The 19,767-nt window shown below is 60.4% G+C and carries 16 protein-coding genes and 1 tRNA gene; 14 read left to right on the plus strand and 3 right to left on the minus strand.

All coding sequences use genetic code 11. The features are described 5' to 3' along the window. Positions 1 to 61: 61 nt before the first annotated feature. Positions 62 to 1,114 (plus strand): 3-deoxy-7-phosphoheptulonate synthase AroG, encoded by a 1,053-nt coding sequence (gene aroG, locus ABHF91_RS08450; RefSeq protein WP_409423016.1) that lies wholly within the window; start codon positions 62 to 64, stop codon positions 1,112 to 1,114. A gap of 261 nt (positions 1,115 to 1,375) precedes the next feature. Here the strand turns inward: aroG and purT are convergent, their stop codons facing one another. Further along, positions 1,376 to 2,557 carry a formate-dependent phosphoribosylglycinamide formyltransferase gene (gene purT, locus ABHF91_RS08455; protein WP_409423017.1) on the minus strand — a complete coding sequence of 394 codons (1,182 nt, stop codon included), beginning with the start codon at positions 2,555 to 2,557 and terminating at the stop codon, positions 1,376 to 1,378. A 280-nt stretch (positions 2,558 to 2,837) separates the two neighbouring features. Here purT and ABHF91_RS08460 point away from each other — a divergent pair, with 280 nt between their 5' ends. The 9 genes from ABHF91_RS08460 to ABHF91_RS08500 all read left to right on the plus strand — a co-directional run bounded on the left by ABHF91_RS08460 (position 2,838) and on the right by ABHF91_RS08500 (position 12,622). Next, on the plus strand, positions 2,838 to 3,443 hold the full coding sequence (locus tag ABHF91_RS08460; RefSeq protein WP_409423018.1) for an FMN-dependent NADH-azoreductase: 606 nt from the start codon (positions 2,838 to 2,840) through the stop codon (positions 3,441 to 3,443). 201 nt (positions 3,444 to 3,644) lie between these two features. Further along, positions 3,645 to 4,394, plus strand: coding sequence for a DNA-binding transcriptional regulator YciT (locus ABHF91_RS08465; RefSeq protein ID WP_409423019.1), 750 nt, complete (start codon positions 3,645 to 3,647; stop codon positions 4,392 to 4,394). A gap of 293 nt (positions 4,395 to 4,687) precedes the next feature. Next, positions 4,688 to 5,182: a GAF domain-containing protein gene (locus tag ABHF91_RS08470; RefSeq protein WP_409423020.1), complete on the plus strand. Its 495-nt coding sequence runs from the start codon at positions 4,688 to 4,690 to the stop codon at positions 5,180 to 5,182. A 55-nt stretch (positions 5,183 to 5,237) separates the two neighbouring features. Further along, positions 5,238 to 5,795, plus strand: coding sequence for an RNA chaperone ProQ (proQ, locus tag ABHF91_RS08475; protein ID WP_409423021.1), 558 nt, complete (start codon positions 5,238 to 5,240; stop codon positions 5,793 to 5,795). 17 nt (positions 5,796 to 5,812) lie between these two features. Continuing rightward, entirely contained in the window at positions 5,813 to 7,822 is a 2,010-nt protein-coding gene (gene prc / locus ABHF91_RS08480) for a carboxy terminal-processing peptidase (RefSeq protein ID WP_409423022.1), read from the plus strand. 175 nt (positions 7,823 to 7,997) lie between these two features. Next, entirely contained in the window at positions 7,998 to 10,610 is a 2,613-nt protein-coding gene (gene pepN / locus ABHF91_RS08485) for an aminopeptidase N (RefSeq protein WP_409423023.1), read from the plus strand. A 32-nt stretch (positions 10,611 to 10,642) separates the two neighbouring features. Then, a complete protein-coding gene (locus tag ABHF91_RS08490; RefSeq protein WP_409423024.1) occupies positions 10,643 to 10,864 on the plus strand; it encodes a DUF2835 domain-containing protein in 222 nt (73 codons plus the stop codon). A gap of 118 nt (positions 10,865 to 10,982) precedes the next feature. After that, positions 10,983 to 11,993, plus strand: coding sequence for a quinone-dependent dihydroorotate dehydrogenase (gene pyrD, locus ABHF91_RS08495; protein WP_409423025.1), 1,011 nt, complete (start codon positions 10,983 to 10,985; stop codon positions 11,991 to 11,993). Positions 11,994 to 12,058: 65 nt separating this feature from the next. After that, the gene (locus ABHF91_RS08500; RefSeq protein WP_409423026.1) at positions 12,059 to 12,622 is read left to right on the plus strand and encodes a cell division protein ZapC; all 564 of its coding nucleotides are present in this window, start codon (positions 12,059 to 12,061) and stop codon (positions 12,620 to 12,622) included. Positions 12,623 to 12,699: 77 nt separating this feature from the next. Here ABHF91_RS08500 and ABHF91_RS08505 read toward each other — a convergent pair. Continuing rightward, positions 12,700 to 12,776, minus strand: a tRNA-Met gene (locus ABHF91_RS08505). 191 nt (positions 12,777 to 12,967) lie between these two features. On the opposite strand from ABHF91_RS08505, the gene rlmKL reads away from it, so the two are divergent. The 4 genes from rlmKL (at position 12,968) to rmf (ending at position 19,124) form a co-directional block, all read left to right on the plus strand. Continuing rightward, a complete protein-coding gene (gene rlmKL, locus ABHF91_RS08510) occupies positions 12,968 to 15,088 on the plus strand; it encodes a bifunctional 23S rRNA (guanine(2069)-N(7))-methyltransferase RlmK/23S rRNA (guanine(2445)-N(2))-methyltransferase RlmL (protein ID WP_409423027.1) in 2,121 nt (706 codons plus the stop codon). 100 nt (positions 15,089 to 15,188) lie between these two features. Continuing rightward, the gene (locus ABHF91_RS08515; protein ID WP_409423028.1) at positions 15,189 to 17,084 is read left to right on the plus strand and encodes an ABC transporter ATP-binding protein; all 1,896 of its coding nucleotides are present in this window, start codon (positions 15,189 to 15,191) and stop codon (positions 17,082 to 17,084) included. A gap of 7 nt (positions 17,085 to 17,091) precedes the next feature. Next, the gene (locus ABHF91_RS08520; RefSeq protein WP_409423029.1) at positions 17,092 to 18,792 is read left to right on the plus strand and encodes a DUF3466 family protein; all 1,701 of its coding nucleotides are present in this window, start codon (positions 17,092 to 17,094) and stop codon (positions 18,790 to 18,792) included. Positions 18,793 to 18,944: 152 nt separating this feature from the next. Further along, a complete protein-coding gene (gene rmf, locus ABHF91_RS08525; RefSeq protein ID WP_409423096.1) occupies positions 18,945 to 19,124 on the plus strand; it encodes a ribosome modulation factor in 180 nt (59 codons plus the stop codon). 59 nt (positions 19,125 to 19,183) lie between these two features. On the opposite strand, the gene fabA is transcribed toward rmf, so the two are convergent. Continuing rightward, the gene (fabA, locus tag ABHF91_RS08530; protein WP_409423097.1) at positions 19,184 to 19,744 is read right to left on the minus strand and encodes a 3-hydroxyacyl-[acyl-carrier-protein] dehydratase FabA; all 561 of its coding nucleotides are present in this window, start codon (positions 19,742 to 19,744) and stop codon (positions 19,184 to 19,186) included. Positions 19,745 to 19,767 lie beyond the last annotated feature (23 nt).

The raw sequence follows: 19,767 nt of genomic DNA on the forward strand, positions 1-19,767 counted from the left end.
CACTTGTTCACTCAAGCCGCCAGGATGACGGCATTTCACCTCTTCGACGGGAAGTACCAGTATGCATTACCAAACCGATGACGTTCGAATCAAAGAGATCAACCAGTTGCTGCCGCCGGTAGCGGTGCTGGAGAAGTACCCGGCCACCGAAACGGCGTCCACTACGGTTTTTGAATCCCGTCAAGCCATCCACAACATCCTGGCGGGTGAGGATGATCGCCTGGTGGTGATCATCGGTCCTTGCTCCATTCACGATCCCAAGGCCGCCATGGAATACGGCCAGCGGTTGCTGGCCCTGCGCAACGAGCTCAAGGGCGAGCTGGAAATCGTCATGCGGGTCTATTTCGAGAAGCCCCGCACCACTGTGGGCTGGAAAGGCCTGATCAACGACCCCTTCCTCGACGGCAGCTTCCGCATCAACGACGGCCTGCGCATCGGCCGCAAGCTGCTGCTGGATCTCAACGAGCTGGGCATGCCCACCGCCAGCGAATTCCTCGACATGATCACCCCGCAGTACGTGGCGGATCTGATGAGCTGGGGGGCCATCGGTGCCCGGACCACAGAGTCCCAGGTACACCGTGAGCTGGCCTCCGGCCTCTCTTGCCCGGTGGGCTTCAAGAACGGCACCGACGGCACCACCCAGGTGGCGGTGGATGCCATCAAGGCCGCCGGGGCCTCTCACTGCTTCCTGTCCGTCACCAAGTTCGGTCACTCCGCCATAGTGCGCACCGCCGGTAACCCGGATTGCCACATCATTCTGCGCGGTGGCCGGGCCCCCAACTACAGCGCGGCCGATGTGGCTGCCGTCACCCAGGATCTGGCCAAGGCCGGTCTGCCGCAACGGGTGATGGTGGACTTCAGCCATGCCAACAGCTCCAAGCAGTACAAGAAGCAGATGGATGTCTGTGCCGATGTGTGCGGCCAGTTGGCCCAGGGCAGTCAGGCCATCTTTGGCGTCATGGTGGAGAGCCATCTGGAAGAGGGGCGTCAGGATCTGGTGGACGGTCAGTGCCCCAAGTATGGCCAAAGCATCACGGATGCCTGCATCGGCTGGAGCGACACCGAGGCGCTGCTGCGTCAACTGGCGGCGGCCATTCAGGCCCGGCGCGGTTAAGTCATCACGGCGAAAACGGCTCCTGCGGGAGCCGTTTTTTTTGCCTCAAAGCGTGAGGGGTTTCGCAAGTTTAGGGCGCCGCCCGGGTAAAAGCGCTAGCCATATCACGCTTGGGATTATGGCCATTTGCAAGCGGGCGAAGAAGGAGGACACTGCGTCTATCGACTAAGTCGGCAGAGTCACAACAACAAGCCATCCTTACAAAATTTAGGCGCCCTTCAGGCGCCCATTTTTTATCTGCGGCTCGTCCGTTCCCATCCGTCAGTCAAACTGAACCTCAACCCGTGCCGCCACCTGCTTGGCCAGATCGACCGCTGCGGCCACCTCGGTGGCTCGGGCCAGGGCGACCCCCAGGCGGCGCCGGCCGGCAATCTCGGGCTTGCCGAACAGCCGCAACTGGGCTCCGGGCACCAGGGCCAGGGCCTCGGCCACCCCGGCATAGCGCAGGTTGCTGGAGTGTCCCTCACGCAGCACTACGGCGGAGGCGGACGGGCCGTACTGGGTGATCCGGCCGATGGGCAGACCGAGAATGGCCCGCACGTGCAGGGCGAATTCGGACAGGTCCTGGGAGATCAGGGTCACCATGCCGGTATCGTGGGGGCGGGGTGAGACTTCGCTGAAGTAGACCTCGTCGCCCTTGATAAACAGCTCGACCCCAAACAGGCCGTACCCCCCCAGGGCGCTGACCACCTTGCCGGCAATCTCACACGCCTTGTGCCAGACGGTCTCGCTCATGGCCTGGGGTTGCCAGGACTCGCGGTAGTCCCCATCCTCCTGGCGGTGGCCGATGGGCGGACAGAAGTGCAGGCCGTCCACCGCCTGCACCGTCAGCAGGGTGATCTCGTAATCGAAGGGCACGAATCCTTCGATGATGACCCGGCCACGCCCGGCCCGACCGCCCTCCTGGGCATAGTGCCAGGCGCTGTCGATCTGCTCGGCCCGGCGGATGACGCTCTGCCCCTTGCCGGAGGAGCTCATCACCGGCTTGATCACGCAGGGCAGGCCGATGGCCTGTACCGCCGCCTGGTAATCCGCTTCGTTATCGGCGAAACGGTAGGGGGAGGTGGGCAGTCCCAGGGTTTCCCCGGCCAGGCGGCGAATGCCTTCCCGGTCCATGGTCAGGCGGGTGGCCTGGGCGGTGGGCACGACCTTATGGCCTTCGGCTTCCAGCGCCACCAGGGTCTCGGTGGCAATGGCTTCGATTTCCGGAATGATGAAGTGGGGTTGTTCCTGCTGGATCAGGTCCCGCAGGGCCACGGGATCCAGCATGTTGATCACGTGACTACGGTGGGCCACCTGCATGGCGGGGGCCTTGGCATAGCGGTCCACGGCGATCACCTCCACCCCGAGGCGTTGCAATTCGATGGCCACTTCCTTGCCCAGCTCGCCTGAACCAAGCAGCAGAGCACGGGTGGCGGCGGGAGAGTAGGGGGTTCCGAGCATGAGCATTTCTCCATTCGGGTGCGACAGCGACAAGATCCGGCAAACAAGACCTGGCCCCAGATTAACGACATGCCAGGCGATGAAAATCCGGCGCATCATAACGATTTCGCCGGACCCTGCCAAGGCAAACGCAAGCGTTTGCGGCCGTGGTGAGGTGGTCGATCATTCGATAAATTAGGAAGGATAACGTGATTTATTGCGCTTACTTTTCGATCTTGCGATGTCTATAGTGCCCAGGTGGCCCGACTTGCAAGGGCTCTCATCATCTCAGGAGCAGCAAATGGCTAAAATTCTTGTAGTGAAGTCCAGCATTCTCGGGGCCTATTCTCAATCTTCCAAGCTGATCGGCGAATTTCTGGCCGGGCGGCAAACGGCCGGTCACCAGGATGAGCTGGTGGAGCGGGATCTGGGGGCGCAGCCCCTGCCGGTGCTGGACGGTACCGTGTTGGGTGCCCTGGCGGGTCAAGGTGAGTTGACCGCCGCCCAGCAAGAAGTCCGAGCCATCTCCCAGTCGCTGATCGACGAAATCCAGGCGGCCGACATGGTGATCATCGGCTTGCCCATGTACAACTTCGGCATGCCCAGCCAGCTCAAGAGCTGGATCGATCTCATCTGCCGGGCCGGCATCACCTTCACCTACACGGAAACCGGCCCCCAGGGGCTGCTGACCGACAAGCCGGTGCTGATCGTCACCACCACAGGTGGGGTGCATAAGGATCAGGCCACCGATCTGGCCCTGACCCACCTCAAGACGGTGCTGGGCTTCGTGGGTCTGACTCAGGTCTCCGTCGCCTATGCTCAGGCCCTGAACATGGGGCCGGATGCCCAGAGCCAAGGGCTGACCGAGGCGCGGGCCGTGCTGTCCACCCGCCTTGAGGCGGTCTAAGCCAGGACGAACCGTTCGCCATCAACACAAGAGCACCTGCAGGTGCTCTTGTCGTTTCTGCGGTGGTAACAGCCGCGCTGCGGCTGGCCAGGCCCTGCTGAGGCCACACTTTTGCTGCCCATGGCTGCCCAAGCTCCCCCCCATGGGGTAGCATCAGCTCGTCCGTTGGGGACGCGGGAACAGAAGAGCAGCACAATCATCATGCATCCAAGACATGCCATCATCCTCGAGCTGGTCAATGAGACCGGCCGCATCAGTGTGGTGGAGCTGGCCAGCCGGCTCGAGGTCTCCGAGGTCACCATTCGCCAGGATCTCACCCAACTTGAAAAAGACGGTTTCTTGCGCCGGATCCACGGTGCCGCCACCACCATAGACAGCGATGATCCCGACCACAGGCTCTGGGTGCATGGCAAGATCAAGCAGCGGCTGGCCCAGTGCGCCGCCGGCATGGTCGAACCGGGGGAAACCGTGCTGGTGGAGGGGGGCAGTGCCAACGTCATGCTGGCCAAGCTGTTGGGAGAGCGCAGTGACGTTGCCATCATCACCCCCAGTTCCTATATCGCCCATCAGCTACGGCAGGCCAAGGCCGAGGTGGTGCTGCTAGGCGGCCAGTATCAGGCCACCAGCGAGAGCCTGGTGGGCCCCTTGACCCGACTGTGTATCGAGCACGTGTTCTTCAGCAAGGCCTTTATCGGCGTGGATGGGTTTCGGCCGGACTGCGGTTTCACCAACCGCAACATGATGCGGGCCGACGTGGCCAACTGCATCCTGGCCAAGGGGCAAGCCACCATCGTCATCACGGATGCCAGCAAGTTTGGCCGGGTGCACCCGGGGGTGATTGGCCCTTTGAAGCAGATCACCACTGTGATCACCGATGATCGCATCCCGGACGAGTCGCGCGCCCGGTTGAGCCAGGCGCAGATTGAACTCATCACGGTCAGCAGCACATAAAAAAAGACCAGGTACGAAATCCTTGTACCTGGTTCAGGGGAATGAGCTCATAACGAGCTCAGATGGAAATTCAGGTGAACTAAGTCAACACTCCAAAGTGTAGTCGCGGTTTTCGACGCCGCCAGTTTTTGCGCTAGGGTGATAAGGGCGCGGCGCAGGGTAATCGGCAGCGGCTGCTTGCGCTTAGAGCACGGCGTGACCGTTCGACGATAAGACATCCATCGGGGGATTGCCTCGGTCCGGTCGGCCCATTAAGGTAATGTCCCTTAGGAATCGTTACACACGGGATAAAAATGTCAGATTTTTACACCAGCCTCTGCGCCCAGGCCCGCGCCTTGACACAGGATGAACCGGATCTGGTGGCCAACCTGTCCAATATCAGCGCACTGCTCAATCTCTGCCTGCCGGATCTGAACTGGGTGGGCTTTTACCTGCGACGCAGCCCTGAGATCCTGGTGTTGGGTCCCTTCCAGGGCAAACCGGCCTGCCTGCGTATCCCCCTGGGCCAGGGCGTGTGTGGCACCGCCGCCGCAAGCGGTCAGGTACAAAGAGTGGCCAATGTGCATGAGTTTGCTGGCCATATTGCCTGCGATGCGGCCAGCAATGCTGAAATCGTTTTACCCATCTTCGCCCAGGGGCAGGTGATGGCGGTACTGGATATTGACAGTCCGTCCTTAAACCGCTTTTCTGCCGAGGATGAAGCCGGCTTATCGGAACTGGTCAAATTGTTGGAAAATTTGGACTGGAGTCAGGCAAGCTGCTCGCAATTAGGTGCGCCCTCCTTATAATAGGCCGCTGAGTTACCCTGGGCCGGAGCCCCATTTTCATCATCCAAGGTTATCAATGGACAACAACGAAAAGCTTAAGAGCAGCAAAGAGCTGATCGCCTACCTCGCAGAACGTTTCCCCGCCTGTTTCATCGCCGAAGGGGAAGCAAAACCCCTGAAGATTGGCATCTTTCAGGATCTGGCCGAACGTCTGGCGGACGATCCCAAGGTCTCCAAGACCATGCTGCGTACCGCCCTGCGTCAATACACCTCCAGCTGGCGTTACCTGCACGGCATCAAGCCGGGTGAGTTTCGTGTCGATCTGGACGGCAACCCGGGCGAGGCCCTCACCGAGGAGCATGTGGAGCACGCCAAGCAGGCTCTGAAGGAGAGCAAGGACAAGGTGTTTGCCAGCCGTCGCGTCAACACCAAGGAAAAGAAGCCTGCCAAGCCCCGTCGCGAGGCGCGGCCCAAGCTGGATCCGGCGACCCTGAAGAACGGTCAGCAGGTGAAGGTCGTGGTGGGCAAGGCACCGGTGCCGGCCACCATCAAGGAAGTGACCCGCGATGACGTGCAGGTGGAACTGGCCAGCGGAATGCTTGTCAGAGTCAATGTCGAGCGAATCGTTCTTTAACCCTTGGGAGTAAGCCCTTGAGACAGCGTCTGATCCGTGTGTCCCTGTTGGCTGCCGGCCTGTTGTCTTGCGGGATGACACTGGCGGTTACACCTACCATTGAAGCCTCCAAATTGCCCAACTTGGTGCAGGAAGAGCAGCATGCCACCGCCAGCAAACGGATCACCGCGCTGTTTACCCGTAGCCATTACAAGCGGTTTGACCTGAACGATGCCTTCTCCAATCAGATCTTCGATCTCTATCTGGAGAGCCTGGATTACAACCGCAACATCTTCACCCAGGCCGACATCGCCAGCTTTGCCCCGTACCGCACCCGCCTGGATGATGCCCTGAGCGCCGGCGAGTTGGGCCCGGCCTACGACATCTACAACCTAAACCTCAAGCGGCGCTATGAGCGTTACGCCTATGCGCTCTCCCTGCTGGATACCCCCATGACCTTCGATGGTGACGAGGAGTATCAGTTTGATCGCAGCAAGGAGCCCTGGCCCAAGGATCAGGCGGAGCTGGACGCCCTGTGGCGGCTGAAGGTGAAGGCAGAGGCGCTCAGCCTCAAGCTGACGGGCAAACAGTGGCCGGAGATCAAGGAGCTGCTGGGCAAGCGCTATAACAACGCCATCAAGCGGCTGACCCAGAGTGAAAGCGAGGATGTGTTCCAGACCCTGATGACCGCCTTCTCCCGCGGTATCGAGCCCCATACCAGCTATCTGTCGCCCCGCAATGCCGACCGCTTCAACAGTGAGATGAACCTCTCCCTCGAGGGGATTGGTGCCGTGCTGCAGGCGGACGATGATTTCACCGTGGTGCGCTCCCTGGTGCCGGGCGGTCCGGCGGATCTCTCCAAGCAGATCAAGCCCGATGACAAGATCACCGGGGTCGGCCAGGAAGAGGGCAGCATGGTGGACATCGTCGGTTGGCGACTGGATGATGTGGTGGACCTCATCAAGGGTCCCAAGGGCACCAAGGTCCGCCTGGAGATCCAGCGTGGCAAGGGCGCCAGCAACCAGACCCAGGTCATCGAACTGCAGCGCGACAAGGTGCGTCTGGAAGACAGAGCCGCCAAGTCCAAGGTGATCACCGCCGAAGGCAAGAAGATTGGCGTCATTGAGGTGCCCAGCTTCTATGTCAACCTGCACCTGGATGTGATCAAGGAGCTGGACAAGCTCAAGGCCGAAGGTATTCAGGGTCTGCTGATCGACCTGCGTGGCAACGGGGGCGGGGCTCTGACCGAAGCCACGGATCTCACCGGCCTGTTTATGACCTCCGGGCCCGTGGTGCAGATCCGCGATGCCATGGGGCGGGTCTCGGTCAACGAGGACGACGACAACAAGATCTATTACGACGGTCCCATGACGGTGCTGATCGATCGCTACAGCGCCTCCGCCTCCGAGATCTTCGCCGCTGCCTTGAAGGACTATGGCCGCGCCCTGATCCTGGGGGAGAACTCCTTCGGCAAGGGGACGGTGCAACAGCACAGAGCCCTGGGCAAGGTGTATGACTTCTTCGACCATCCCTTGGGCCACGTGCAGTACACCATCGCCAAGTTCTACCGCATCAACGGCGGCAGCACCCAGAACAAGGGGGTAGTACCGGACATCGCCTTCCCGGCTATCATAGATCCAAAGGAGACCGGCGAGAGCGTCGAACTCAACGCCCTGCCGTGGGACAGCATAGATCCGGCCGGTTACCAGCGTCTGGGGGACTACAGCGCACTGCTGTCATCCCTGCAGAAGCGACACGACAGCCGGGTGGCCAAGGATCCCGAGTTCCGCTACGTGCAACAGGACATCCAGTGGTATCAGGAAGAGAAGCAGAAGACCCGCATCTCCCTGAACGAGCAGGCCCGTCTCAAGGAGCGCGATGCCCTGGACGCCCGCCTGCTGGCACGCACCAACGAGCGGTTGCAGCGCCTGGGCAAGCCGGTGGTCAAATCCCTGGATGATGTGCCAACGGATATCGAGTTTCCAGACGGTTATCTGGACGAAGCCGGGAACATCACGGCAGATCTGGTGACGCTGAGCCATCATTAGCGCAAGATGTGCTGAAAAAGGCGACCCCTGGGTCGCCTTTTTTCTACCTGAACCCCGAGATTTTGCGCCGCTGGGCCGCCGTATAGCCCTTTGCTATTTGGCACTGACGGTGATTAAGAAGATAATTAACTGATAACGCTAGCCTTGTTGCTTCATCTTACCTAGAGGGAATTCCATGACCCAGTTGCCTTCTCGTCAGGAAAAATACCGTCTCGATTATCAGCCGCCGCTGTACTGGATCGACAGCATCAATCTGGATGTGGATCTGCAGGATAACGCCACCCGGGTGGTGGCCATCAGCCAGGTGCGCCGCAACGGCGACCACTACGAACCCCTGGTGCTGGACGGCGAGGATCTCACCCTGTGCAAGGTGGCGGTGAACGGCCAGCCCTGGAGTGCCTACCTGGCCGAGCCCGGCAAGCTGACCCTGAGCCAGCTGCCTGCAGAGTTTGTGCTGACCATAGAGACGCAGATCGATCCGGCTGGCAACACGGCGCTGGAGGGTCTCTACCAGTCGGGTTCCGCCTTCTGTACCCAGTGTGAGGCCGAGGGCTTCCGCCGCATCACCTATTATCTGGACCGCCCGGATGTGCTGGCGCGCTTCTCCACCCGGATCAGTGCCGACGCGACCCGCTTTCCCTTCCTGCTGTCCAACGGTAACCGCACCGGCAGCGGCACCCTGGCCGATGGCCGGCATTGGGTCAGCTGGCAGGATCCCTTCCCGAAACCCTGCTATCTGTTTGCCCTGGTGGCCGGCGACTTCGACGTGTTGCAAGACAGCTTCACCACCCAAAGCGGGCGTCAGGTGGCGCTGGAGCTGTATGTGGACAAGGGCAATCTGGACCGCGCCGGCCATGCCATGGAGAGTCTGAAGAAGTCCATGGCCTGGGACGAGTCACGCTTTGGTCTGGAGTACGATCTGGACATCTACATGATAGTCGCGGTGGATTTCTTCAACATGGGCGCCATGGAGAACAAGGGGCTCAATGTCTTCAACGCCAAGTTTGTGCTGGCCAATCCCCAAACCGCCACCGACACCGATTACTTCGACATAGAGCGGGTGATCGGTCATGAATATTTCCACAACTGGACCGGCAACCGGGTGACCTGCCGCGACTGGTTCCAGCTCAGCCTCAAGGAAGGCCTGACGGTCTTTCGGGATCAGGAGTTCTCCTCCGACGTGGGTTCCCGCGGTCTGAACCGGATCCGCAATGCGCGCCTGGTGCAGGGGGCCCAGTTTGCCGAAGATGCCGGCCCCATGGCCCATCCCATCCGCCCGGATGTGGTGATCGAGATGAATAACTTCTACACCCTGACGGTCTACGAGAAAGGCGCGGAAGTCATTCGCATGCTGCATACCCTGTTGGGTGAGGCGGCCTTCCAGGCCGGGATGCGATGCTATCTGGGGCGTCACGATGGTCAGGCGGCCACCTGCGAGGACTTTGTCTGCGCCATGGAGGAGGCCTCCGGCCGGGATCTCAAGCAGTTCCGTCGCTGGTACAGCCAGGCCGGCACGCCTGTGCTGACGGTACGGGACGAATATGATGCCCAGCGGCAGATTTATCGCCTGCAGGTCAGTCAAGCTACGCCGCCCACCCCCCGTCAGGCCGAGAAGCTGCCGTTGCATATTCCCTTGAGCCTGGCGCTTTACGACTGCCAGGGCGCTGTGATCTCCTCGGACGGGCAGCCGGTGGATCGGGTGCTGGATGTCCAGCAAGCCCAGCAGACCTTCGAATTTACCGGCATCGCTCAGCGGCCGACGCCGGCCCTGCTGCAGGAATTCTCCGCCCCGGTGCGGTTGGATTATCCCTTCACCTCAGAGCAACTTACCCTGTTGCTGGGGCATGCCCACAACGACTACAGCCGCTGGGATGCGGCCCAGCGCCTGGTGCAGCAGTGGATCCATGATGCCGTGCCGCAACTGGCGCAGCACCAGTCGCCGGCCGTCCCGGAGACCTTGGCCCTGGCCCTGCAGCAGGTGCTGTTGGATAGCCAACTGGATGCGGCGCTGCGCGCCGAGATCCTGAGCCTGCCTAGCGAAAGCAGCCTGCTGGAAACCTTCGCGCAGGTGGACGTGGATCTGCTGCATCAGGCACGGCAGCAGTTGTTGCAGTCGCTGGCCACCGCGATGCAGCCTGCGCTGTTGTCCACCTACCGTGCCTGTCAGCAAGGCTGGGAAGGCCTGTCTGCCGAAGCCGTCGGTCAGCGGGCCTTGGCCGGTGTCTGTCTGTTACTGCTGAGTCTGGCGGATCCTGTGCTCGGCGACGAGCTGGTGCGAGGCCAGTGGCGTGAGCAGACCGGCATGACCCTGCGCCTGGCGGCGCTGCAGGCCGCCAACCAGGCTCAGCTGCCCTGTCGGGATACCCTGATGGGCGAGTTTGAAAGCCAGTGGCAACAAGATGGCCTGGTGATGGACAACTGGTTCCGTCTGCAGGCCCAGACCCCGGTTGATGCCTTGACCAAGGTGCGCAGCCTGTTGAGCCACCCCAGTTTCAGCCTCAGCAATCCCAACCGAACCCGGGCCTTGGTGGGTACCTTCTGTGCCGCCAATCCGGTGGCCTTCCATGCCAAAAACGGTTCCGGTTATGCCTTCCTGGCGGAGATCCTCACCGAACTGAACCGCACCAATCCCCAGGTGGCATCACGGCTGATCACACCGCTCATTCAGTTCCAGCGGCTGGATGCCGATCGCCAGCAGTTGGTGCGTCAAACGCTACAGCGCCTGGCCGGCCTGCCGGATCTGGCGCGAGACCTGTTCGAGAAGATCGAGCGGGCCTTGAGCCTATGAGATTGAAGGAGGCGGGCGCGGCCCGATAGGTCATGCTTCATTACACCTTTGTGCTTAACCTGACCGCCGAGCAGATACTGCCGTACTACCGTGGACAGGCCAAGCGGTTGTCGGTGATGAGCGAACAGGGGCTGCGGCTGGAGTTGCCTGCCGAGCGGCTGCGGCCCTTCGTGACCAGCTACGGGATCCGCGGTCGCTTTCGTCTCACCACGGAAGATAATCACAGCTTTCTTGATCTGGAGCGGTTGACCTGATCTCCTGGATGGATGCAAAGGCGGGCAAATGTCGCTACCATGTGCCCGCTTTTTTTATGCCGTCTGCCTGCGCGCGGCACAGGGCAAACGTTATGATCCCCACTGTTAAGGAGCCGACATGTTTTACTCACTGGCCCGTCACTGCCTGTTCAAGCTTGATCCGGAAGTGGCCCATGAGCTGACCATCAAACAACTCTCCTGGCTGGCCAATACGCCCCTGGACTGCTTCTTTCGTCAGCGCGTTCCCAGTCGTCCCGTGCAGGTCATGGGGCTGACCTTTGACAATCCCGTGGGTCTGGCCGCCGGCCTGGACAAGGATGGCGAATGTATCGATGCCTTCGGCGCCATGGGCTTTGGCTTTATCGAAGTGGGGACCGTCACCCCCAGGCCGCAACCTGGCAATGATAAGCCGCGCCTATTCCGGGTGATCCCGGCGCAAGGCATCATCAATCGCATGGGCTTTAATAACAAGGGTGTGGATCATCTGGTCGAGCAGGTAAAAAAGAGCCGCTATAAAGGGATCCTGGGGATCAATATCGGCAAAAATAAAGATACGCCCATCGAGCAGGGTAAAGACGATTATTTGATCTGCATGGACAAGGTATATGCCTATGCCGGTTATATTGCGATCAATATTTCTTCACCCAACACGCCGGATCTGCGTAAATTGCAGTACGGTGAGGCACTGGACGAATTGCTGGCCGCCCTCAAGGCTCGGCAGACCGAGTTGGCAGAGAAACATAATAAATACGTTCCTCTGGCGGTAAAGATCGCTCCGGATCTTACTCACGACGAAATAGATCAGATCGCCGACTCCTTGATTAAGAACGGCATCGACGGGGTGATCGCCACCAATACCACCCTGGATCGTGAGATGATCTTCGACATGCCCCATGCCATCGAGGCCGGTGGCTTGAGTGGCCGCCCGCTGCAGAGCAAGAGCACCGAGGTCATTCGTTATTTGGCCGGTCGACTGGCGGGCAAGCTGCCCATCATTGGGGTAGGGGGCATTGATTCGGCCATGGCCGCGCGCGAGAAGATAGACGCCGGGGCTCAATTGGTCCAAATTTATTCCGGTTTTATTTATCGTGGTCCGCCGCTGGTAAAAGAATTGGTGGAAAACATTTAAAAAATATGACCAGTCCCGCATGAATAGTTTGAATCTTGTTTGCCGAATCATTAATCTGATTGGGCATGGAACAAACAACGAGACTGGTCATGATTCTTCTTCCCGACGATCAATGGCGCTGGTGTTATGATGAAGGGCGTGACAAGTTGCTGCTCGACCTGACGGACGAGATGCAATTTGAAACTGCCTACCAGGCCAAACAGCTTTCCCCGTCTGCTCGCCAATCTCATCCTTTTTCGCTTGAGGATGCTAGTTACTATTTTCACCTGCTGGAATGCATCGGTGAGCTGCCATTTTCTGAACCCGAACGTGTCCAACTGGTATTGAATGCCATCGCCTATTGCCGCTTTGGTAAGCCCACCATGCCGCAAAGCTGGTATTTCAAAGAGGTGGGACTGCAGCATACGCAGCCGCTGCTTGGCGAGGTTTTCAGCCTGATTGCCGAGCAGGGGCACGGGGATTTTCTGGTGATTGAACCCGGCGACAAGGCCTCGGTCTGCCTGTTCCTGGGGGATCAGTTGCCCCTGGCGGAAGACAAATGCCTGCGCCACGCCGCCGTCATCAAGGTGATGAACAACCGCTTGGTGCCGTTTCACGCCGTCTGTAGCGCCGTGCTGCGCCTGGCCTGAGTAAGTCGTCGCGGTCCAGCCTTCGAGTCGATGAAATTGGACGCAAAAAAACGCCGCAAGATGCGGCGTTTTCTATTTGGTTGCGGGGGCAGGATTTGAACCTACGACCTTCGGGTTATGAGCCCGACGAGCTACCATGCTGCTCCACCCCGCGTCTGATGGAGGCGCATATTAGGCGCCTTGCCGCCCCCTGGCAACCTCTAATTTGTCACGGCCGTGCGTTTGCTGATTAAATGACCGATTGCCCAAGGTGCCACCCGGCGTCATTTTTTAGCGAAGGGGAGGGCAGGGCCGCGGGCTTAGGGTATAATGCCCGGCCCACTGCACGTACCTCTATGGCTGTATATGACTGATTTTTTTGCCTCCTGCCCCAAAGGACTGGAACCCCTGCTCAGTGACGAGCTTACCCGCCTCGGCGCCGAGTCCGTCAAAGACACGGTGGCGGGTGTTCTGTTTACCGGTTCATTGGAGACGGCCTACCGAGCCTGTCTGTGGAGTCGCTTTGCCAGTCGTATCCAGCTGCGCCTGGCGGAATTTACCGTGCGGGATGACATGGATCTCTATCTGGGGATCAGTGCCCAATCCTGGGAACAGCATTTCGGTCCCGAGGCCTCCCTGGCGGTGGACTTCTCCGGCACCAATGATGCCATCCGCAATACCCAGTACGGTGCGGTGAAGGTGAAGGATGCCATCGTCGACCGCTTCAACAAGAAGTTTGGTCGCCGTCCCGAGGTGGACAAGCGTCAGCCGGACGTGCGCATCATGGTGCACCTCAAGCGCGAGAATGCCTCCGTCGGCCTGGATCTCTCCGGTCCGGCGCTGCATCAGCGCGGTTACCGCAGCGGTACCGGTGAGGCGCCTCTCAAGGAAAACCTGGCGGCCGCCATGCTGGCACGCAGCGGCTGGCAAGGGCAACCCCTGCTGGATCCCATGTGCGGCTCGGGCACCCTGCTCATCGAGGCGGCCATGCAGGCCACCGACATGGCCCCGGGGCTGTTGCGTCCGCAGTTTGGCTTCGAACGCTGGCTGCAGCACGATGCCGACCTGTGGCACAGCCTCAAGGCCGAGGCCCAGGTGCGGGCCCGCCGCGGCATGAACAAGCAAGCCGGCAGCCTTAAGCTGCAGGGCAACGACCAGGATCCCAGAGTCTTGGTCCGCGCCAAGGAGAACGTCGCCCGCGCCGGCTTCGACGGCGTGATCCGGCTGCAGCAGCAGGCCCTGGAGCAGCACACCAACCCCTGGCCCGAGGAGCGGGGCTTCGTCATCAGTAACCCGCCCTATGGCGAGCGCCTGGGGGAGATGCCCGAGCTGCTCAAGCTCTACCAGCAGTGGGGCCAGATCCTGCGCCAGGCGTTCAAGGGCTGGCGGGTCAGCGTGCTCAGCGCCTCGCCGGATCTGCTCACCTGTTTGCGGCTGCGCACCGACAAGCAATACCGGCTGTTCAATGGGGCGCTGGAGTGCCAGCTGCGCAACTACCTCATCTCGGAAACCGCGGTGGCCTCCACCAAGCAGGTGGCGGAAGATTTTGCCAACCGACTGCGCAAGAACATCAAGCAGCTGGAGAAGTGGGCCAAGCAGGAGGGGTTGGAAGCCTACCGCCTCTATGATGCGGACTTGCCGGATTACAACGTGGCCATCGACCGCTACCGGGATCATCTGGTGATCCAGGAGTATGCCGCGCCCAAGTCGATTCCCGAGCAGACCGCCCGTCAGCGCCTGCTGGATCTGATGCAGGCCTGCATCGAGGTGACCGGCGTCCCTGGCGCCAACGTGGTGCTCAAGGTGCGGGAGCGGCAAAAGGGCGAACAGCAATATCAGCGCATGGCCACCCGCAACGAGCGCATGGCCATTCAGGAGTACAACGTCTCCTTGCTGGTGAACCTGCACGATTACCTGGATACCGGGCTGTTCCTGGATCACAGGTACACGCGGCGCCTGCTGGGCAAGCTGGCCCAGGGCCAGGATTTTCTCAACCTGTTTGCCTACACCGGCAGTGCCACTGTGCATGCGGCCGCCGGCGGCGCCCGTTCCACCACCACGGTGGACATGTCCCGCACCTACCTGGACTGGGCGCGGGATAACATGGCCCACAACGGCTTCGTCGGCCGGCAGCATCGTTACGAGCAGGCCGACTGCCTGCAGTGGCTGACCCAATGTCGCCAACAGTACGATCTCATCTTCATCGACCCGCCCACCTTCTCCAACTCCAAGCGGATGGAGGAGAGCTTTGACGTGCAGCGGGATCACCTCAAGCTGATGAGTGATTTGAAGCGCCTGCTGCGCCCGGCAGGCACCTTGGTGTTCTCCAACAACAAGCGCCACTTCAAGATGGACTTGGACGGCCTGGCGGAGCTGGGGCTGCAGGCGAAGAACATCAGCGAGCAGAGCCTGTCCAAGGACTTTGCCCGCAACAAGCAGATCCACAACTGCTGGATCATCACCCATCAGGCCATGCCGACGCCATGAGGCGGAGCCTGGGGGTGACACAGGCCGGTGCGCTGGCACCGGCACAATCGAGGCAGCCAGGCTCCGCTGGCCGCCGCCTTATCCGTAATGAGCGTTTGTGATGGCCATTTTCTCCCTACAACAAGCCTTTCTCTCCTATGGCACCTCACCCATCCTGGATCATGTCGACCTCAGCATAGAGGCGGGTGAGCGCCTGTGTCTGGTGGGGCGCAACGGCGCGGGCAAGTCGACCCTGCTGAAGGTCATCGAGGGCACGGTGCAACTGGAGGATGGCCGCCGCAACCACCTGCAGGATCTGCGCATTGCCCGGCTGGAGCAGGATCCGCCCCAGAGTCTGCCCCATACGGTGTTTGAATATGTGGCTCAGGGCCTCAAGGCCCTGGGGCAGGTGCTGGCGGACTACCACCAGGCCTCCCAGGCGGTGGCACTGGATCCCACTCCCGCCAACCTGGCTCGCCTGGGGCGGCTGCAGGAGCAGCTGGATCTGCATGACGGCTGGCAGTTCGACACCCGCATCAACCAGGTGCTAAGTCGTCTCGGCCTGGATGCCGAGGCCAACCTGACCCAGCTCTCCGGCGGCTGGCTGCGCAAGGTGGCCCTGGCCCGGGCCCTGGCCAGCAACCCGGATCTGCTGCTGCTGGACGAACCCACCAACCACTTGGATATCGGCACCATCGACTGGCTGGAGAACTTCCTCAAGGAGTTCGGCGGCGCCATCGTCTTCATCAGTCACGACCGGGAGTTCATCCACCGGCTGGCCACCCGCATCGTCGATCTGGACCGCGGTCAGCTCACCTCCTGGCCAGGGGACTACGACAGCTACCTGTCCGGCAAGGAAGAGTCACTGCGGGTCGAAGCACTGCAAAATGCCGAATTTGACAAGAAGCTGGCCCAGGAAGAGGCCTGGATCCGCCAGGGGATCAAGGCGCGCCGCACCCGCAACGAGGGGCGGGTGCGGGCCCTCAAGGATCTGCGGGTGGAGCGCTCCGCCCGCCGGGAGCAGCTGGGCAAGGCCAACATCCAGCTGGATGATGCCCTGCGTTCCGGCAAGCTGGTGTTTGAAGGGGCCGGGATGGAGTACCGCCTGGGCGAGCGGGTACTGGTGAAGAATTTCAGCCCCCTGGTGCAGCGGGGGGACAAGATCGCCCTGGTGGGCCCTAATGGGTGCGGCAAGACCACCCTCATCAAGCTGCTGCTGGGCGAGCTGCAGCCCTCGGCGGGCAAGTTGCGCTGCGGTACCAAGCTGGAGGTGGCCTACTTCGACCAGTACCGTCAGCAGCTCGATCCGGACAAGACTGTGATGGATAACCTGGCGGAAGGGCGCCAGGAGGTGGAGATCAACGGCCGCCGCCGCCATGTGCTGGGCTACCTGCAGGACTTTCTGTTTGAGCCCAAGCGAGCCTTGACCCCGGTGCGGGCCCTGTCCGGCGGCGAGAAAAACCGTCTGTTGCTGGCTCGCCTGTTCCTCAAGCCCTGCAACCTGCTGATCTTGGACGAACCCACCAACGATCTGGATATCGAGACCCTGGAGTTGCTGGAAGAGCTGCTGGCGGAATATCAAGGGACCTTGCTGCTGGTGAGTCACGATCGCCGCTTCATCGATAATACCGTCAGCCATTGCTGGGTATTTGAGGGCGAGGGCAAAATCAGTGAATATGTGGGCGGTTACAGCGACATACCGCAGCCTCGTCCGGCCGATACCACCCCGGTGGCCAGCGTAGACAAGAAGGCGCTCGCCGCCGAGACGGCGCCGGTACGCAAGGGACGCAAGCTTTCGTATAAATTACAATTGGAACTGGATACTTTACCGGCCAAGTTGGAACTATTGGAAAATAGCATTGCCCAATGGCAGGCCAGGATTAATGAGCCTGATTTCTTTAGCAAACCGTCCGAGGAGACGCAGCCGGTACTGGATGCGTTGAGCCAGGCGGAGACGGATCTGGAAGCGGCTTTTCTGCGATGGGAAGAGCTAGAAGCGTTGAAGAACGAGGAATAATCAGTAAATGAACAAAAAACAGACACTGGTGGCATTGGCTGTCCTGACCTCTTGTGCCGTACAGGCTCAGGATCCCTTCTTCACCATCGAAGAAGTGGTCAGCGCCAGCGACAGTTCCGGCAATTTCGGCCCCTGGGCCGTGGCCATGAGCAAGGATGATCAGACGGTGGCAGCCTTTGATGTCACCAACGATTGGTTCTCCTTCTTCAACATGGCCCCCACCGGCATGGACCTGGCCCATCGCATGCGCTATGAGCGGACCTGCAGTTCCGTGCTGGCGACCGATGTGTGTAACACCTACTGGAACAAGACGGATAATCGTGCCAAACAGTGGCGCCTGGATACCGTCAGCTATGTGGCGCAAACCGAGTCACTGGTGGACGGCAGTACCACCAGCGAGCAGGACGGCATCGTCACCGGCATGGGTGACACCGCAGATGAGCGGGTCGGCTATACCGTGAGCGACAGCGCCACCAGTGACAACTACCATCCCCGTACCGCCTTCGTCACCCTGCCTGGTTTGGATCAGCTGAGCCTGCCGGCCGCCTATGAGTTTGATGACGTGGGGGGATTCTCCTCCGCCTATAGCCTGTTGCCGCTGGATAACGATCTTTATCTGGTGGGCGGCACCTCCAATACCAGCACCACGGGGCCGGACTCTGCCCTGGCCACCTGCTATGACGGTGACACCGGCCAGTCCGAAGATTATCCGCTGTGCCCCGGGTTCAACACCCAGGCCACCTTCTGGCTGGTGGATGGGGACAATGGTGACTACACCTCCACCCAGGCCAGCAGCTACTACAGCGCCAACGCCTCCATCCTGCAGACCGCGTCCGTCATGGGCATGGCCCAGGTGGGTGATGACTACTATGCGGTGGGCTACTCCTCTACCAAGAAGGTCGGCTCTTCCCCCACCTCGGGCCGCAACATTGCCGTGGTGTGGCCCCTGACCATCTCGGACGACACAGTCACAGTCGGCACCCTCACCAAGATCCCGCTCAGTAAGGAAGCGCCGGGGGAAGGGGACGAGGTGTTGCGGCATACCTGGGCCGTGGCCATCAACGATGAGGGCTGGGTCATCGGCAACCAGAAGTACTCCTCCGTGAAGGGCCGCAATATTCCCATCGAGATGTTCGTCTACAACGTCACCTCCGGGGATACGGCGGACATTCCGTTCGAAAACAGCCCGATCCGCGGCGCCAACTCCGAAGCCGGTGGCCTGAACAATAATGGTCTGGTGGTGGGCTGGCGTGACGAACGCAGCGAAACCTCCCCCGTCTATGAAGGCACGCCCCGGATGCAGGAGGCGTTTCTTTACAACATCAACAGCGGCAACAGCTGGTATCTGAACGATCTGATCTGCGGTACCGACAGTGACGGGGCCAACGCCTGCGAGCAGAACGGCAAGTACTACTACCTGGCGTACGCCAATGCCATTGCCGACGATGGCACCATTGCCGCCACGGCCTATCGCTACGACAGCGAGACCGACTGGGAAAACCAGAACGATCCCACCACTGTCACGGTTAAATTGACGCCAAATGAATCGTTCGATACGGACGGGGACGTGCCGGACTCTGCGGTGGTTACCAACCAGCTGCCCAGTACCGATCTGGGTGAGGATGACGGCGGCGGTTCCCTGGGACTGGGGCTGCTGGGCGGACTGCTGGGGTTGGGTCTCATTCGTAGACGAAAAAACTCAAAATAAATGTCATGCCAAATTAATACGTTAGTCATGAAGTTCCGATAAGGATCCCAATTCCAGGCCTAGTGCCATTGCCTTGGACTAGCTTGAGGGATTATTACTAAAGACGGCAGTTGCGCAGACTGTCGTCTTTTTTTTCGGCAACAGAGGGTAAAGTGATGAAGAGACAGAAACGTGATCGTTTGGAAAGAGCTCGCGCACGTGGATATCAAGCAGGTCTCAGTGGTCGCTCGAAAGAGGGATGCCCTTATCAAAGTATGGATGCCAGGGGATACTGGCTCGGGGGCTGGCGGGACGCGCTCGACGATCGCACCATCGGCCTGATGGCAAAATAGAATGAACCGGATCTGACAGCAAAAAGCGCCCCGCGGGGCGCTTTTTGTATGGCGAGGGATTAGAAGCTGGTGGTGTCCTGGAACAGGCCTACCTTCAGATCCGTGGCACTGTAGATGGGACGGCCATCCACTTCTACCACGCCGTCGGCGATACCCATGATCAGCTTGCGCATGATGACGCGCTTCATCTGGATCTTGTAGGTGACCTTCTTGGCGGTGGGCAGGATCTGACCGGTGAACTTCACCTCACCCACCCCCAGGGCACGTCCCTTGCCGGGGCCGCCCTTCCAACCGAGGAAGAAGCCCACCAGCTGCCACATGGCATCCAGCCCCAGGCAGCCCGGCATCACGGGATCGCCGGGGAAATGGCAGTCGAAGAACCAAAGATCCGGGGTGATATCCAGTTCGGCCAGGATTTCGCCCTTACCGAACTCGCCGCCGTCATCGGTGATCCGCGCGATGCGATCCATCATCAGCATGTTGGGGGCGGGCAGCTGACTGTTGCCTTCACCAAACAGCAGACCCTGGCTGCACGCCAGCAGATCGTCGCGAGTGAAATGATTGACGCCCCGCTCACACAGAGACGGGCCGGCGCTTACCTTCTGTTCTTGTGACACCATCATAATCCTTCTCGTTTATCGCT

The organism is Pseudaeromonas aegiceratis (assembly GCF_046254905.1).
In the GTDB taxonomy this organism is placed as follows: domain Bacteria; phylum Pseudomonadota; class Gammaproteobacteria; order Enterobacterales; family Aeromonadaceae; genus Pseudaeromonas; species Pseudaeromonas aegiceratis.